Below are 16,550 nucleotides of genomic sequence, written 5' to 3' on the forward strand. Positions count from 1 at the left end.
GATTGACGGTGGGGCGCCAATGTTATCAGCAATTAGTGCGTGACCTGTTGCCGCCGGTTGGCCGACAATCGCGCCTTTGCCGTGCGGTAAACCCTTTAGGAGTAGTGATGACCGAGGAGCGTGTCGAGCGCCTGCTGGCTGAAGTCCATGATGACTTCGGCATGATCCGTGTGCTCGAAGTGGCCGATTACCGTTTTCTCGAGTTCGGCGATGCCATCGAGCAAAGCTGTGTGTTCACCGCTGACCCGAGCTGGCTGGAGTACGACTACACCCGCGCGATGCTGATCGGCGCGTTGTGCCATGAACAGCCGGAAAGCGCGCTGTTCCTGGGCTTGGGCGCGGGCACCTTGACTCAGGCGTGTCTCAAGTTCCTGCCGCTGGAAGACGTGGAAGCCATCGAGCTGCGCCCGGACGTGCCGCGCCTGGCCATCGAATACCTAGGGTTGGACGACGACCCGCGCCTGTACATCCGCATTGGCGATGCCTTGCAATTGCTCGACAGCGCCGAATCGGCCGACCTGATTTTCGTCGACCTCTACACCGACGTCGGTCCCGGCGTCGGGCACCTGGCCTGGACCTTCCTGGAAAACTGCCAGAAAAAACTCAACCCCGGTGGCTGGCTGGTGATCAACCAGTGGGCCACCGACGATGGCAAGCCCCTGGGCGCCGCGTTGTTGCGTGGCTTGTATCACCGGCATTACTGGGAGTTGCCGGTGAAGGAGGGCAATGTGATTTTGCTGGTGCCGTCGGAGCTGGATCAGGTGCTGGACCTGGAGGCATTGTCCGCTCGCGCTGAAGCCTTGGCACCGCGCCTTGGGTATTCGTTGCAACCGCTGATCAAGGCGATTCGGCCGGCGACCTGAGCTAGATGCCTTTGAATACGCCGGGCCGCTTCTCGATCATTGCCCGTACACCTTCCTTGGCATCTTCGCTGTTGAGCAGTTTATCCACCATCGGCGGCAACGCCGCTGCCGCCACAGTTTCGCCTTCCATCCGCGCCAATCGCGCCGACATCAACGTGGCTTGAACGCCCAGCGGCGCCTGGCGGGCGATACGGTTGGCCAGTTCGACGGCACGGGGCAGCAGGTCTTCGCTGGCCATCACTTCCTGCACCAGGCCCAGGCGCAGGGCGTCATGGGCGTCGAATTCATCGCCGGTCAGCAGCCAGCGCATCGCGTTGCCCCAGCCGGCAATCTGATGAAAGCGCAGCGTCGCGCCGCCAAACGGAAAGATCCCACGCTGTACTTCCATCTGCGCAAAGCGCGTATTGCTGGCGCAGAGGTTGATATCGGCGGCCAGCATCAGCTCTATCCCGATGGTCAGGCAGTAACCCTGGGCCGCGACGATCACCGGTTTGCTCACGCGTGGGCCGGCAAATACGCCCCAGGGATCGCAACCTCCCAGCGGCGGTTGCCAGCCACCGGCCATCACACCGCTGACATTGGCCAGGTCGAGCCCAGAGGTGAAGTGGTCGCCATGGGCAAACACTACGGCGACCCGCGCGTCGGTATTTCGATCAAATTCGCCATACGCCAGGCTCAGCTCATTGAGCAGCTCCAGGTCGAACGCGTTGCGTTTGGCCACTCGGTCCAGGCCTAAAAGCAAGACATGACCCTGGAGTTCACGGCTGACGCGGCTGCTACTGGCTTGATTCATCGGGTGTGCCCTCGGGCGCGGGGAAGGGGTTCGGACCAAAGGGGCCGAAAGGTCAGGTGAACCGTTTAAGCGTTATGACCAACAGGGCCGGGCCTTTGAAAAATAGACCTTGCCGGTGTTATCTGCAAAGACTGTGATGCAGCGCGGTTTATCGGTGGTTTCCGATAAAAAAAGCTCCCTTTTTCAGCTATTTCCGGTATAGTGCGCGCCGGCCTTTAACCGGGCCGCGTTTAGGTAGCGCAATTCCCCGAAGTCAGCTTCGGCTGCACGTCCGCACAGCGGACTCTCCCTTGACGAATCTTTTTCATTCATTCGTTTTCGCAAATCCCCGCCGACAAAGCAGCCAGGGCGACTCTTGAGTCTCAACACGGCATGCGCAGCTTTGGAGCATGGGTCTTTGCGGATGCACTTAGAGGCAGACCCATGACCCAGGAAACCGGCGGCTTCGCCGCTTTTAATCTGAACCCGAATATTCTTGCAGCCGTCGCAGCGACCGGCTACGAAGAGCCTTCGGCGATTCAGCAGCAATCGATCCCGATCATCATGGCCGGCAAGGACATGATTGGCCAGGCGCAAACCGGTACGGGCAAAACTGCCGCGTTCGCTTTGCCTATCCTGCAGTGCATCGATCCTGCCAAGCGCGAACCGCAAGCCCTGATCCTGGCGCCAACCCGTGAGTTGGCGCTGCAAGTAGCAACCGCTTTTGAAACCTACGCCAAGCAAATGCCAGGCGTAACCGTTGTGGCCGTTTACGGCGGCGCGCCTATGGGCCCACAACTGAAAGCAATCCGTAATGGCGCACAGATCGTTGTCGCCACCCCGGGCCGTCTGTGCGACCACCTGCGTCGTGACGAGAAAGTCCTGTCGACCGTGAACCACCTGGTTCTGGACGAAGCTGACGAAATGTTGAAGCTGGGCTTCATGGATGACTTGGAAGTCATCTTCAAGGCACTGCCACCAACCCGTCAAACCGTACTGTTCTCGGCCACCCTGCCACAGTCGATCCGTGCCATCGCCGAGCGTCACCTGCGCGATCCTGAGCATGTGAAGATCCAGACCAAGACTCAGACCGTTACTGCGATCGAACAGGCTCACCTGTTGGTTCACGCTGACCAGAAGACCTCGGCTGTATTGAGCCTGCTGGAAGTCGAAGACTTCGACGCCCTGATCATGTTCGTGCGCACCAAACAAGCGACCCTGGACCTGGCCAGTGCCCTGGAAGCCAAAGGCTACAAAGCCGCTGCGCTGAACGGTGACATTGCCCAGAACCAACGTGAGCGCGTGATCGACTCCCTCAAGGATGGCCGTTTGGACATCGTTGTGGCGACCGACGTTGCTGCCCGTGGCCTTGACGTTCCACGTATCACCCACGTGTTCAACGTTGACATGCCTTACGATCCAGAGTCCTACGTTCACCGTATCGGCCGTACCGGCCGTGCGGGTCGCGAAGGTCGTGCACTGCTGCTGGTGACTCCACGTGAGCGCCGCATGCTGCAAGTGATCGAGCGTGTAACCGGTCAGAAAGTGGCCGAAGTCCGCCTGCCGGATGCCCAGGCCGTTCTCGATGCGCGCATCAAGAAACTGACCAACAGCCTGTCGCCGCTGGTGGCTGACGCTGAATCGACCCACGGCGACCTGTTGGACCGCCTGACTGCCGATATCGGTTGCACCCCGCGTGCCCTGGCTGCAGCTCTGCTGCGCAAAGCCACCAACGGTCAGGCCCTGACCCTGGCAGCCATCGAGAAAGAACGTCCACTGGTTCCGAACAGCGCGCCACGCGGTGATCGTCCAGAGCGTACTGGCGACCGTCCAGACCGTGGTGATCGTGAGCGTCGTGCTCCGGTGCCATTGGCTGAAGGCCGTGCTCGTTGCCGTACCGCGCTGGGCGCGCGTGATGGTATCGCTGCCAAGAACCTGCTGGGCGCTATCCTTAACGAGGGTGGCCTGGCACGTGAGGCCATCGGTCGCATCCAGGTCCGTGACAGCTTCTCCCTGGTGGAGCTGCCGGAAGACGGTCTGGAAAAACTGCTGGCCAAGCTGAAAGACACTCGCGTTGCCGGTAAGCAGCTGAAGCTGCGTCGCTACCGCGAAGATTGATCCGCCCTTGGGCTGATTGATCGCACATAAAAAATCCCCGACTGGTTCGGGGATTTTTTTTGGCTGCGTGTTGAGGTGTCTGGGTTAGCCGAAGCGGTAGATATCCATGCCCAGCGCGCCCAGGGTGAAGCCCTGGTGCGCCACACTGAAATCGCCGCCGGCGCCACGGGCAAAGTACAGTGGCAATAGATGCTCATCACTTGGATGGCTGCGCACAGCATTCGGCGCCTGGCGGCGATAGTCGTGCAGCGCGGTTTCATCGTTGGCCGCCAGCGCGTCGACGACCCAGTCGCGAAACTCCAGGGCCCATGGCGTGATGGTCTCCGGTCCGGCGCGCCAGTCAAGCTCACCGAGGTTATGGGTGATGCTGCCCGAGCCGATCAGCAGTACGCTTTGCCCGCGCAGGCTGGAGAGGGCATGCCCGACGCGGGTCTGCAAGGCTGGGCCCATGCGACTGGGCAAGGACACCTGCACCACCGGGATATCCGCCGCTGGGTACATCAATGACAGTGGCACCCATGTGCCGTGGTCGAATGGGCGGCGGTTATCTATTCGGGCATTCAGGCCGTCGGCGTGCAGCAACTCCACAATCTCGCCGGCCAGGTGTGGGTCGCCCGGCGCCGGGTACTGCACGGCAAACAGTTCGGGGGGGAAACCGCCGAAGTCGTGCCAGGTTTCAGGCGCGGCGCTGCCGCTGACCAGGAGTTCATGACTTTCCCAGTGCGCCGACACCACCACGATTGCCTTTGGGCGTGGCAACTCGGCAGCGAGACGCTGGAGGGCCGGGCCGCTGGCACCGGGTTGCAGGGCAAGCATGGGCGAGCCGTGGGAGATAAACAGGCTGGGAAACATAAGTGGGGTCCTGAGCGTTAACATGGGCCCATCTTCAATCAGATCATTGATCTAAATCTAATATAAGTTTTAGCACCATTTGATCGAATTTTATGGAGGATCCATGGAGCCTAAGTTTTGGCAGGAGCGCTGGGCGCGCAATCAGATCGGCTTTCATTTGCCTGAGGTCAACCCTTACCTGCAACGACATTGGCCGCAACTGGCGGTTGCTGAGGGCTCCAAGGTGCTGGTGCCCTTGTGTGGCAAGAGCTTGGACGTGATGTGGCTGGCCAGTCATGGGCTGCGGGTCATGGGCGTGGAGCTGTCAGAGCAGGCCGTCGAGGCGTTTTTCAACGAGCAGAACCTTGTGCCACGTATCACTCGGCGAGGTGCCTTTACGGTGTACCAGGCTGATCTGATCGAAGTGTGGTGCGGCGACTTCTTCGCCCTGGATGCCGAAGCCTTGGTGGGTTGCGCCGCGTTGTACGACCGCGCCGCCCTGATCGCCTTGCCACCGCTGATGCGGGCGCAGTACGCCGAGCATTTGAGCTGCCTGCTGCCGTCGGGTTGCCAGGGGCTGCTGATCACCCTTGATTACGACCAGACGCAAAAAGCCGGGCCACCGTTTGCAGTGACGGATGATGAGGTGAAGGTGCTGTTCGGTCCGAACTGGACCTTGGAAACGCTGCAAGAGCAGGATGTTCTGGGGGAGAGTTGGAAGTTTGTGCAGGAGGGTGTCACGCGGCTCGATGAGCGGGTTTATCGGCTGACCAAGGCCTAAATTGTGTCCGCAAAAAAGGGGCGATCCAATCGCCCCTTTTTTTACCTTGCGGGATATCAGCCCATGCGACGCAGTGCGTCGATACGCTCTTCCAGCGGCGGGTGGCTCATGAACAGGCGAGCCATGCCCTGTTTGATGCCACCGTTGATGCCGAAGGCGGTCAGGCTGTCCGGCATGTGCACCGGCAGGCCCTGCTCGGAGCGCAGGTGTTGCAGCGCTGCAATCATTGCCCCGGTACCGGCCAGGCGGGCACCGGCTTCATCTGCACGGAACTCTCTCTTGCGAGAGAACCACATAGTGATTGCACTGGCCAGGAAGCCCAGCACCAACTCGGCGAAGATAGTCGCCACGAAGTAGGCAATGCCGCGGCCGCCCTCGTTCTTGAAGATCACTTTGTCGACAAAGTTGCCGATGATCCGCGCGAAGAACATCACGAAAGTGTTCACCACGCCTTGTACCAGCGCCAGGGTGACCATGTCACCGTTGGCCACGTGGCCGATCTCGTGGGCCAGCACGGCCTTCACTTCATCGTACGAGAAGCGTTCCAGCATGCCCTGGCTCACCGCAACGAGTGCGTCGTTCTTGTTCCAGCCGGTGGCAAAGGCGTTGGCTTCATAAGCCGGGAAGATCCCGACTTCAGGCATTTTGATACCGGCCTGGCGGGATAGCTCCTCGACGGTCTGCAGCAACCATTGCTCATGCCGGGTACGGGGTTGGGTGATCACCTGGGTGCTGGTGCTCATCTTCGCCATCCACTTGGAGATGAACAGCGAGAACAGCGAGCCGGCAAAACCAAAGACCGCACAGAAAACCAGCAGCTGATTGAGGTTCAGGTCAACCCCGTTGGCCGCCATGAACCCATTGAAGCCGAAAAGGCTCAAGGTGATGCTGGCAATCAGCACGACCGCAAGGTTAGTGGCCAAGAACAGCAGGATGCGCATCATGGTTGTAGAGTTCTCCTCATGCTTAATATGTCGCGTACTGCGGGGTATATAAGGTGCGGCATGGGGTGATTCAACCGAGCGACTATTTCAAACTGTGTCCTACAGCCTGAATGTAGAGTCTTGAAAGGCATTTCCGATAGGGAAAAGACGGCTGAATCGGTTCGCCGGTGCCGCGCAGTCCCGTGAATACGGGGGTAGCTGGCTTTTTCAGCCACGGCGAAGTGCCTGTACGGCGAAAATCCAGAGAAGTGTTGCCAGATACTCGCTGTACGACCGATTGTCGGCCGTACAGCGTCGTTTGCGTTACTGGCGATAAGACTTGAGGAAGTTGCCGATGCGACCGATGGCCATGTCCAGGTCATCCACGCGTGGCAACGTCACCACACGGAAGTGATCCGGCCACGGCCAGTTGAACGCGGTGCCTTGCACCACCAGCAGTTTTTCCGACAGCAGCAGGTCGAGTACGAACTTCTCGTCGTTGAGGATCGGGCACACTTTCGGGTCGATCCGCGGGAAGGCGTACAGCGCGCCCATGGGTTTCACGCAGCTCACGCCCGGGATGGCATTGAGCAGTTCCCAGGTGCGGTTGCGCTGTTCCAGCAAGCGGCCTTGAGGCAGGACCAGGTCATTGATGCTCTGGTAGCCGCCCAGGGCGGTCTGGATCGCGTGCTGGCTCGGCACGTTGGCACACAGGCGCATGTTGGCCAGCATGTCGATGCCTTCGATATAGCTCTGGGCGTTGTGCTTGGGACCGGAGATGGCGATCCAGCCGGAGCGGAAGCCCGCCACGCGGTAGGACTTGGACAGGCCGTTGAAGGTCAGGCACAGCAGGTCCGGCGCCAGGGAGGCGGTGCACACGTGCACGGCGTCGTCGTAGAGGATCTTGTCGTAGATCTCGTCGGAGAACACCACCAGGTTGTGCTGGCGCGCCAGTTCGAGCATGCCCAGCAGGACTTCCTTGGAATACACCGCGCCGGTCGGGTTGTTCGGGTTGATGATCACCAGGGCCTTGGTGTTCGGGGTGATCTTGGCCTTGATGTCGGCCAGGTCCGGGAACCAGTCGGCGCCTTCGTCACACAGGTAGTGCACCGGATGGCCGCCGGCCAGGGTCACGGCGGCGGTCCACAGCGGGTAGTCCGGCGCCGGTACCAGCACTTCGTCGCCGTTGTTGAGCAGGGCCTGCATGGACATCACGATCAGCTCGGACACGCCATTGCCCAGGTAGATGTCTTCGATGCCGACACCTTCGACCTGCTTTTGCTGGTAGTACTGCATCACCGCCTTGCGCGCGCTGAACAGACCCTTGGAGTCGCTGTAGCCCTGGGCGGTGGGCAGGTTGCGGATGACGTCCTGGAGGATTTCATCCGGCGCTTCGAAACCAAAGGGCGCCGGGTTGCCGATATTCAGCTTGAGGATGCGATGGCCTTCCTCTTCCAGGCGTTTGGCGTGCTTGAGCACTGGGCCGCGAATGTCGTAGCAGACGTTGGCGAGCTTGTTCGATTTGCTGACCTGCATGGCGATGTGATCCTGAAAATGAACGATCCAGACGGTGGGGACATTACCGTACTGCGAATCCTGCGGGGCCCGCACCCATAAATACGTTTGAATGCCGGTAGCGCGGGTGCCAGACTGGCGTTTTTGAAGAGGCGCAATCATACGTGCCGCCTGATCCATGGAAAAGACACAGATCAGGCTTTTTCAGTTGCCGAGGTGTATCGATGGAAAAGTTGCAGAAAACCGTTGAAGAATGGAAGGCGATGCTCGATCCGGAGCAATACAACGTGTGCCGTCTAAAGGGCACCGAGCGACCTTTCAGCGGCAAGTACAACGCCACCAAGACCGACGGTGTGTACCACTGCATTTGCTGCAATGAGCCGTTGTTCGACTCCACCACCAAGTTCGACTCCGGCTGCGGCTGGCCGAGCTTCTACGCGCCGATCGCCGACAGCGCGATGATCGAGATCCGTGACGTCAGCCACGGCATGATCCGCACCGAAGTGACCTGCGCCAAATGCGATGCCCACCTGGGGCACGTGTTCCCGGACGGCCCGCCGCCGACCGGCCTGCGTTACTGCATCAACTCGGTGTGCCTGGACCTCGTCCCGCGCTGAATTGAACGGCGTGGCACCCTGTAGGAGCGAGCTTGCTCGCGAAAATCGTCAACGATTATGCGGGCATTCCGGGGGAACGCGGTGTCATTACGTTCTTCGCGAGCAATCTCGCTCCTACAGGGATAGCGTTGATATCACGGCATCAGTTCTGTCAATTCAATTGCATACAATTGAATTGCTTACTATGTTTAGTCTTCTTTTCTTCTTATCGAGGCATTGCCATGAGCAACAACCTGCTGAGCATCCCTTGCACCACCATCAAGGGTGAGCAAAAGACCTTGGCCGATTTCGCCGGCAAGGCCATTCTGGTGGTCAACACTGCCAGCAAGTGTGGCTTCACCCCGCAATACAAGGGCCTGGAACAGCTCTGGCAGCAGTACAAGGACCAAGGATTGGTGGTGTTGGGCTTCCCCTGCAACCAGTTCGGCAAGCAGGAACCCGGTAACGAAGGCGCGATTTCCGAGTTTTGCGAGCTGAACTTCGGTGTCAGCTTCCCGCTGTTCAAGAAGATCGACGTGAATGGCAGCGACGCCCATCCGTTGTTCGTGCAACTGAAAAAACAGGCACCGGGCCTGCTCGGATCCAAGGGTATCAAGTGGAACTTCACCAAGTTCCTCATCGGTCGTGACGGCTTGGTGGTCAAGCGCTTCGCGCCAACGACCAAGCCGCAGGACCTGACCCAAGAGATCGAAGCCCTGCTCAAATGACGGTCTCCCTGGCGCTCGACCATCAACTGTGTTTCAAGCTCTACGCCGCTTCCAGGGCGGTGACCCGCGCGTACAAGCCGATGCTCGATCAACTGGGCCTGACCTACCCGCAATACCTGGTGATGCTGGTGTTGTGGGAGTGGCACGCCGCAATGCCGGCGCAACCCACGGTCAAGGCATTGGGTGAGCGCTTGATGCTGGATTCGGGCACGTTGACGCCGCTGCTCAAACGCCTTGAGCAACTCAGTCTGGTCAAGCGCCAGCGCAGCGCCAAGGATGAGCGCGAAGTGCACCTGAGCCTGAGCGAAACCGGTGTGCAGTTGCGTGACCAGACCCATGCCCTCAAGACCCGGCTGCTGTGCGACAGCGGCATCGACCTGAACCAGGCTGACGCGCTCCGTGAGGGCTTGGACCAGCTGCTTGGGCAGATCAGAGATTTGTCGTCTTCGGCACCCACAGCTCCAGCAAACCACTGAGTTCCTCACGACGGAACGGCTTGGCCAGGTAGTCATTCATGCCCGCGGCCCGGCAACGCTCGCGCTCTTCGGACAGCGCGTTGGCGGTCAAGGCAACGATCGGCAAGTCCGGCCAGCGCCCACTGCGACGGATCTGTCGGCTGGCTTCGTAGCCGTCCATCACCGGCATGTTGCAGTCCATCAACACCAGGTCGAAGCGTTGTTCCTCAAGAAACTTCAGCGCCTCGCCACCATGGGCGGCCACGACCACTTCACACCCCAGTTTGCCGAGCATACCCTTGGCCACCAGTTGATTGACCGGGTTGTCCTCCACCAGCAGGATGCGCGCGCGGTGCGCCAGGGGCGCGGCTTCCATCTGGATCGGGTCGAGGATCAGTTGCGCGTCGCTGCGCAAGGTACGTTGCAGTATCTGATACAGCGCATTGCGGCTCAGCGGGCGCGCCTGTTGTTGCAGCGGCGCGAGTGCGGCGACTTCTTCGCTGGGCATGAAGTTGCCATAGGCGGTCACCAGCAGGATCGGCGCGCTGAGCGTGGGGCGCAGGCGAAACAGGCATTCCGGGCAGTCGGTGATCAGCATGTCAGGGGTGTGCCCGCTCAAGTCATCGTCTTGCGAGTAGCAGCGGGGTGTCAGCCCCCAGTGAGGCAGCAGGGTGGTAAGCAGTTCGGTGAGGCCGCTGCCGGCATGGGTAATGGCGATGACCTCACCCTTGAGCGGCAGTGGCTGGACGGCGGGCAAATGGGTTGGCAGCGGCAGGTCGGCGCAGAACTGGCTACCAAAGCCAACTTCCGAGCTGATGCTCAGCCGGCCCTTCATGGCCTCACACAGGTTGTGCGTGAGTGCCAGACCCAGGCCCGTACCGCCGAACTGGCGAGTGATGCCAGCGCCGGCCTGGGTGAAGGGCTGGAAGATCTTCACCTGGGCTTCTTGCGCAATGCCGATGCCGGTATCACAGACCTCGATGCGTACCTGGCCCTCCCGCGCGCTGAGGCGAACATCGACCCGGCCGAAGCGCGTGAACTTCAAGGCGTTGGACAGCAGATTGCTGACGATCTGCCGTACGCGGGTCGGGTCGCCCAGTACCTGGGCGGGAAACTGCGGGTCGATCAGGCAGGTCAGTTCGACGCTCGGCGCGGCGTTCTGCGACAACAGGTTGGCGGTGTCTTCCACCAGAGAACCCAGGTCGAACGGGATGCGCTCCAACTCCAACTGGCCAGCGTCGAACTTGGACAGGTCGAGGATATCGTTGAGCAACTCCACCAACACCTTGCCCGAGTCATGGGCAATGGACAGTTGCTGACGTTGTTCGGCGTTGAGTGGGCTGTCGAGTGACAGTGCGATCATCCCTAGCAGGCCGTTGAGCGGCGTGCGGATTTCGTGGCTCATGTTGGCCAGGAACGCTGCCCGCGCCTGGGCCATGCCCAGTGCATGCATCTTCGCCGCTTCCAGCTCATCGTTGGACTTGCTCAGCCGCTGGTTGCTGGTCTTGAGCTCCAGGGTGCGTGCGGACACGATGTCTTCCAGTTGTCCCAAGTATTCGGTCAACCGATCTTCAGCGTGGCGGCGTTGCTGAATCTCTGTCTCCATGTTTTCAAACTGTTGGTTGGCAACGTTCACCAGCACGCCGATTTCATCGTGCTCGTGGCCTGGCGGGCAATCCAGGCGTGCATGCCGGCGGTTGCTCAGCTCGCGGATGATGCGCACCAGCGGCTGGGTCAGCATCACGTAGAACAAGCCCAGCAAGATGCCGGTCAGCAACAGGCTGCGGACGAAGCCGTTGAGCAGGGTGATCTCGGCACGGCGCAGGAAGCGACTGCCAAAGGCGTAGGTGTCCACGTCCAGGCGCAGCACGCCGAGGGATTCATTGGGCATGTGGCTAAGGAACAATCGGTCTTCAAACTGCCGGTTGGCGCCGAACAGGAAGTCGCTGACGGGGCGGTAAGTGCTTTCTTTACGCGGGCGGTCGACATCGGCCAGCACCACGCCATTGTTGTCGATCAACTGGGCATGAATGATGGCGGGGGAGTGCAGCAGGCCCAGGGTCAGTTCCTGGGCCAGTTCGGCGTCGATGTTGTAGGCGATGCGTGACGCGGGGTTGTGGCTGATTTCGATCAGCGAGCGAATTTCACGGTTGATGGATGCGTCTTCGCTGGCATAATCAATGCCGATTTGGATCAGGCTGAGCAAGGTTCCCAAGACGAAACCGACCAGCACAGTCAATCTGGCTTGTTTATAAGACAAGCGGTGGGCGAACTTGATATCCATCGAGTGTTGAACCACTTCACGTTTCCCTTCGCCCGGCAAGCATAGCTGAACATCCACAGGCTCTGGCTTACCCGGCATGAATCGTTTTTTACGCAGCCTCGTGCGGTCTGCCGCAGGGTTGCCAATACGCCATCTTTTGCAAGAACTTGCCAGAGGAATAATTGTGGATTCTCGATTGAATGCCTTTCTGGAACGGGCCGATGCAGTGCTCGCCCGCCTGGAGCCCTTGTTACCCGCACCCCGCCAAGCCATCGATTGGAACCAATGCCTGGCTGCTCGCTGGCAGCGTGAAGGCCGCACGGGATTCCTGTTGCCGCTGGATGTGAGCTTGGACATGCGCCTGTCCGACCTGATTGGTGTGGACAAGCAACGTGAAACGCTGGCGCGCAATACCCAGCAATTCATCGACGGCCTGCCTGCCAACCATGCACTGCTGTGGGGTTCGCGCGGCACCGGCAAATCCTCTATGGTCCGCGCCTTGCTGGCCCAGCATGCCAAAGCCGGCTTGCGGCTGATTGAAATCGAGCGAGACCATTTGGCCGACCTGCCGCGAGTGGTCGAGCAACTGGTCAAGCTGCCGCAGCGGTTTATTCTGTTCTGCGACGACCTGTCGTTCGAGGCCGGCGAAGGCGATTATCGCGTGCTTAAAAGCGTGCTGGACGGCTCCCTCGAACAGGCCCCGGAAAACGTGCTGCTGTATGCAACCTCCAACCGTCGTCACCTGGTGCCGGAAAACCAGAGCGACAACGACAACTGGAAGCGCGTGGATGGCGAGTTGCACCCAAGCGAAGCGGTGGAGGACAAGATTGCCTTGTCCGACCGGTTTGGTTTGTGGCTGTCGTTCTATCCGTTTACCCAGGAGCATTTCCTCGATGTGGTGGAGCACTGGATCGGCGAACTGGCAAGCAAAGCCGGTTTGCAATGGCAGCGCGATGAAGCCCTCGACATCCTTGCCGTACGCTGGGCCACCGGTCGTGGTAACCGCAACGGTCGCTGTGCGTACCAATTCGCCCGTTACTGGGTGGGCCTCAAATTGCTGGAGCGTCAAGCATGATCAACCTACAAAGCGCCGGTACGGGCCTGGATGGCTATGCCATGCTCTGCGCGCAGCTGGAGTCGCTGCTCGCCGATGAGCGGGACTTCATTGCCAACAGTGCGCAATTCTCTGCGTTCCTGTTCAACCAGTTGGATGACTTGAACTGGGCCGGCTTCTACCTCAACCGTAACGAAGAGCTGGTGCTGGGCCCGTTCCAGGGCCAGATCGCCTGTGTGCGCATTCCGTTTGGCCGTGGAGTGTGCGGTGCGGCGGCCGCCTCGCGGCAGACCCAGCGCGTGGAGGATGTGCATGAGTTCCCGGGGCATATCGCCTGTGACAGCGCGTCCAACAGCGAGTTGGTGGTGCCTCTGGTCAAGGACGGCAAACTGATTGGTGTCCTTGACCTCGACAGCCCGTCGCTGGCGCGTTTTACCCCTGAGGATCAGGCGGGTATTGAACAGCTGGCGGCGATTTTCCTGCGTTTGACCGACTGCTGAAGGTTCCATCAGGGGCGAGCAGGCAGGCTCGCTCCTGCCTATTGCTCTGTCTGCAAGCTGTCCAGTTGCATTCGCAGCTGCCTTTCCAGTTCAAGCATGCATTTTTCCAGAGCCTTGATGCCGGTTTCGATCAGTGGCAGTTCCTCGCCTCGGGCACAGGCCTGTTCCAGCGCCTCGCACTGAGTGGCCAGCAGGCTGGCTTGCACAATGCGCGCGGCGCCCTTGATCTTGTGTGCCTGCTCGATGATGTCCTGGAGTGGCGCCTGTCGAACCACCAGAGCAACTATTTCCTGGCGGTCATGGACGCTGCTGCTCAACAACTCCTCCAGCAGGCGCCGGCTCAGTTGCGGGTCGCCTCCCGTCAGTGCGTCCAGGCTGCTCAGGTCCAGAAGTGTACCGGTGGGTTGCGGACCGACCTGCGCCAGTTGCCGCTCCAGTACCGTAAGGCTGATGGGTTTGAACAGGCAGTCGTTCATTCCCGCTTCAGTGCAGCGCCGTTTCTCTTCCGGTTGGGCGTTGGCCGTGAAACCCAGTATGACGCAAGGGGTTAACTGCTCGCGTTGTTCATATTCACGGATTGAGCGGCTTAACTCATAGCCGTTCATGATGGGCATGTTGCAGTCGGCAATGACCAGGTCGAAGTGTTCCTGGCGCCAAGCCTGGAAGCCGGCCGCACCATGCTGGGCTGCGGTGAACTGGTGGCCGAGGTAACCTAATTGCTGGCACATCAGCAAACGGTTCGCGGGGTGATCATCCACCACCAGCACATTGAGCACCGGTGCAGGTGTAGGTGTCGCCGGCTTGAGTTCTTCTACGGCTTGCGCGGGCTGCAGGCTGTGCATCTTAAGACTTACGTGCACCTGCGTGCCCACCATGGGGACGCTGCTCAGGCTCAATTGCCCGCCCATCATTGCGCACAGGCTGCGGCAGATCACCAATCCCAGGCCCGCCCCGCTGCGGGCCAAGTGCCCTGAGTTGTCGGCCTGGGAGAAGGGTTCGAACAAGCGCAATTGGTCTTCCCGGCTGATACCTATACCCGTGTCCTCGACCACCAGCCTCATTTCGACTTGTTGCGGCAGGTCGGTAGGTTGCACGTCCACCTTGACCTTCACCTCGCCGCGTTCAGTGAATTTGATGGCATTGCTCACCAGGTTCGACAGCACTTGCTTGAAGCGCAGCGGGTCGATCAGGACGTCGGTGTCGCTAAGCCCAGGTTTGAACTCCAGCAGCAAACTGAGCGTCTTCTGGCGCGCCAGGCCGTCGAACACGCGAACCACCGACTCAATCACATCCTTCAGGTTTACCCGCTCGGGGGCCAGGCTCAGTCGGCCTGACTCGATGCGCGCGATGTCGAGGATATCGCCGATCAGCTCCAGCAGGTCCTTGGCCGAGTGGTAGGCGACCTCGATGGCCGGGCGATCCAGATGGCCCTGATCCGCTCTCTTGAGTGTCAGTTCCAGCATGCCGATGACGGCAATGACAGGAGGCTTTTGTATAAAATGCTAGAATGCACAGTCTACATGGGGTTCAGAGCATTATGCCGGTCAAAAATACACTGCCTAGGGCGTTCTCTGACGTGTTCAGAGACGATGAAACCATCAACGTATACAGCTACATACGTTTTTCATCGAAAGCCCAAGCACTGGGCTTTGGCGAGGTTCGTCAGCTTGAACAACTCAATCGTTTTTTTGAGCAATACCCACAAGCTCGACAAGTCGAGCGATACGAAGATTTGGGCGTGTCAGCTTTCAAAGGCAAAAACCTAAAAAGCGGTCAATTAGCTAGATTCGTAGAACGAATTAAGTCAAAAGAAATTTTGCCAAACGCTCTCCTGCTGGTCGAGTCATTCGACAGAATCAGTCGTATGGGCGGTTACGATGCTCTTGAATTAATAATCTCAATTATTCAATCAGATTGTTCTATTTACACATTATTCGATAATCGACTTTATTCAAAGCGAAAAAAAGACAGTAGTGTTGATATTAGTCTTATTCAAAACATTTTGGAAAGAGCAAATGACGAAAGCAAATCAAAGTCTGAACGTATCTCTGACGCAAAAGCTCGAAATTTAGAAAAAGGCGAAAATGGCGGAATTATTACAAAACGCTGCCCATTTTGGATTTCGTTTGTTGACGATAAATTCGTTCTGAATGAACACGCAAAAGCGGTTAAACGAATGACAGAGCTTTGCTTTGATTTTGGTTTTCAATCAATTGCGAAAGAACTGAACAAAGAAAATCACCCGAAAAAATACACGGATAGCACAATCGGAAAAGTTCTACACAAGCACGCAATATATGGTTCTTTTCTCGCTATGAAAAACGACGAGAACGGAAATAGAACCATCGTTAATAAAGAAATAAGAAATTATTACCCGGCAATTATCAGCGAGTCAGAATTTCATAGGATTAGCGAAAAACTAAAAGAAAGACAAGACCCTTCGCTTGCAGGAAGAAAAGCGCAAGAGTTTAGAAATATTCTACGGGGATTAGTTTTTTGCAAATGTGGCTCAACGTTCAGATTTCACGCACAAAAAAGTTTATACGTCGATTTAGTTTGTCATTCATCGACGTTGGGGCAATGTAAATATGCATTGCCTGGCAAAGGCATAAGGCACAGATATGCACGTATAGAAGAAATCTTTCTTGCCTATCAATCCCTCATTCCATTCCACAAAATTATTGTAAAAAATGAAGACATCAAAGCACTTGAAAAAGAACATCAAGAAATACTAGGACAGATAATCATAAAAGAAAAAGCATTGGCAAATAACTTTTCGATACTTGAAAAGTCTTCTGACAGTGCGCAAAAATATATTACGAATAGAATTGACGAAGTGAGTCAAGAGCTAGACAAACTCAAAGCAGACGAACACAAACTAAACCTTCAAATCAACTCGCTGCATTTAACGACAAAATCCGATTTAAAATCTATCGAAATTTTCAGGCTTCTGATAACAGAAAAAGGTCGTATCAAAATTAATAACTTTCTTCACTCGCAAAAAATAAAGCTCATCATCACACCCGTGAAAAAGAAATTTTTCTCTCTTGATATTTATCACGATGAGAAGCACATAGATACAATTGACGTTACCCCGGACGGTTACGCAGCACATCATAAACCTCACCTCAAATAGAAATCCTAAAATCAT

The 16,550-nt window shown here is 57.9% G+C and carries 14 protein-coding genes and 1 pseudogene; 9 read left to right on the forward strand and 6 right to left on the reverse strand.

Going from position 1 to position 16,550, the window contains the following annotated elements; all coding sequences use genetic code 11:
• Window positions 1-107 precede the first annotated feature (107 nt).
• Window positions 108-863 carry a spermidine synthase gene (locus HX793_RS25655; RefSeq protein ID WP_016975388.1) on the forward strand — a complete coding sequence of 252 codons (756 nt, stop codon included), beginning with the start codon at window positions 108-110 and terminating at the stop codon, window positions 861-863.
• 1 nt (window position 864) lies between these two features.
• Here HX793_RS25655 and HX793_RS25660 read toward each other — a convergent pair whose 3' ends face one another.
• Complete coding sequence (locus tag HX793_RS25660; protein ID WP_177051316.1) at window positions 865-1,656, reverse strand: crotonase/enoyl-CoA hydratase family protein; 792 nt, start codon at window positions 1,654-1,656, stop codon at window positions 865-867.
• 423 nt (window positions 1,657-2,079) lie between these two features.
• Here HX793_RS25660 and HX793_RS25665 point away from each other — a divergent pair, with 423 nt between their 5' ends.
• Window positions 2,080-3,753, forward strand: coding sequence for a DEAD/DEAH box helicase (locus tag HX793_RS25665; protein WP_095015277.1), 1,674 nt, complete (start codon window positions 2,080-2,082; stop codon window positions 3,751-3,753).
• A gap of 84 nt (window positions 3,754-3,837) precedes the next feature.
• Here the strand turns inward: HX793_RS25665 and HX793_RS25670 are convergent, their stop codons facing one another.
• Entirely contained in the window at window positions 3,838-4,605 is a 768-nt protein-coding gene (locus HX793_RS25670; protein ID WP_177051318.1) for a DODA-type extradiol aromatic ring-opening family dioxygenase, read from the reverse strand.
• 103 nt (window positions 4,606-4,708) lie between these two features.
• Between HX793_RS25670 and HX793_RS25675 the strand changes: the two genes are divergently transcribed.
• Window positions 4,709-5,365: a thiopurine S-methyltransferase gene (locus HX793_RS25675; protein ID WP_177051320.1), complete on the forward strand. Its 657-nt coding sequence runs from the start codon at window positions 4,709-4,711 to the stop codon at window positions 5,363-5,365.
• 56 nt (window positions 5,366-5,421) lie between these two features.
• Here HX793_RS25675 and htpX read toward each other — a convergent pair whose 3' ends face one another.
• Both htpX and HX793_RS25685 read right to left on the reverse strand, forming a co-directional pair.
• Complete coding sequence (gene htpX, locus HX793_RS25680) at window positions 5,422-6,309, reverse strand: protease HtpX (protein WP_016978461.1); 888 nt, start codon at window positions 6,307-6,309, stop codon at window positions 5,422-5,424.
• A 303-nt stretch (window positions 6,310-6,612) separates the two neighbouring features.
• Complete coding sequence (locus HX793_RS25685) at window positions 6,613-7,824, reverse strand: pyridoxal phosphate-dependent aminotransferase (protein ID WP_016978462.1); 1,212 nt, start codon at window positions 7,822-7,824, stop codon at window positions 6,613-6,615.
• Window positions 7,825-8,027: 203 nt separating this feature from the next.
• Between HX793_RS25685 and msrB the strand changes: the two genes are divergently transcribed.
• The 3 genes from msrB (at window position 8,028) to HX793_RS25700 (ending at window position 9,603) form a co-directional block, all read left to right on the forward strand.
• Entirely contained in the window at window positions 8,028-8,420 is a 393-nt protein-coding gene (msrB, locus tag HX793_RS25690) for a peptide-methionine (R)-S-oxide reductase MsrB (protein WP_033901384.1), read from the forward strand.
• A gap of 221 nt (window positions 8,421-8,641) precedes the next feature.
• Window positions 8,642-9,127 carry a glutathione peroxidase gene (locus HX793_RS25695; RefSeq protein ID WP_016978464.1) on the forward strand — a complete coding sequence of 162 codons (486 nt, stop codon included), beginning with the start codon at window positions 8,642-8,644 and terminating at the stop codon, window positions 9,125-9,127.
• Window positions 9,124-9,603, forward strand: a complete 480-nt coding sequence (locus tag HX793_RS25700; protein ID WP_177051322.1) for a MarR family winged helix-turn-helix transcriptional regulator — start codon at window positions 9,124-9,126, stop codon at window positions 9,601-9,603. Before HX793_RS25695 ends, HX793_RS25700 begins: the two co-directional genes overlap by 4 nt.
• Here the strand turns inward: HX793_RS25700 and HX793_RS25705 are convergent.
• Window positions 9,557-11,866, reverse strand: coding sequence for a hybrid sensor histidine kinase/response regulator (locus tag HX793_RS25705; RefSeq protein WP_177051324.1), 2,310 nt, complete (start codon window positions 11,864-11,866; stop codon window positions 9,557-9,559). The two genes, HX793_RS25700 and HX793_RS25705, sit on opposite strands and share 47 nt — an antisense overlap.
• Before the next feature lie 163 nt (window positions 11,867-12,029).
• Here HX793_RS25705 and HX793_RS25710 point away from each other — a divergent pair, with 163 nt between their 5' ends.
• Together HX793_RS25710 and HX793_RS25715 are read left to right on the forward strand one after the other, a co-directional pair.
• Window positions 12,030-12,920, forward strand: a complete 891-nt coding sequence (locus HX793_RS25710) for an ATP-binding protein (protein ID WP_177051326.1) — start codon at window positions 12,030-12,032, stop codon at window positions 12,918-12,920.
• A complete protein-coding gene (locus HX793_RS25715) occupies window positions 12,917-13,399 on the forward strand; it encodes a free L-methionine (R)-S-oxide reductase MsrC (protein ID WP_177095872.1) in 483 nt (160 codons plus the stop codon). Before HX793_RS25710 ends, HX793_RS25715 begins: the two co-directional genes overlap by 4 nt.
• 38 nt (window positions 13,400-13,437) lie before the next feature.
• On the opposite strand, the pseudogene HX793_RS25720 reads toward HX793_RS25715, so the two are convergent.
• Window positions 13,438-14,889 (reverse strand): annotated as a pseudogene (locus tag HX793_RS25720) (Hpt domain-containing protein); the annotation flags it as partial.
• 17 nt (window positions 14,890-14,906) lie between these two features.
• Here HX793_RS25720 and HX793_RS25725 point away from each other — a divergent pair.
• Window positions 14,907-16,535, forward strand: coding sequence for a recombinase family protein (locus tag HX793_RS25725; protein ID WP_256733932.1), 1,629 nt, complete (start codon window positions 14,907-14,909; stop codon window positions 16,533-16,535).
• Window positions 16,536-16,550: the final 15 nt, after the last annotated feature.

The sequence above is a fragment of the Pseudomonas reactans genome, assembly GCF_013387025.1.
Lineage (GTDB): Bacteria > Pseudomonadota > Gammaproteobacteria > Pseudomonadales > Pseudomonadaceae > Aquipseudomonas > Aquipseudomonas reactans.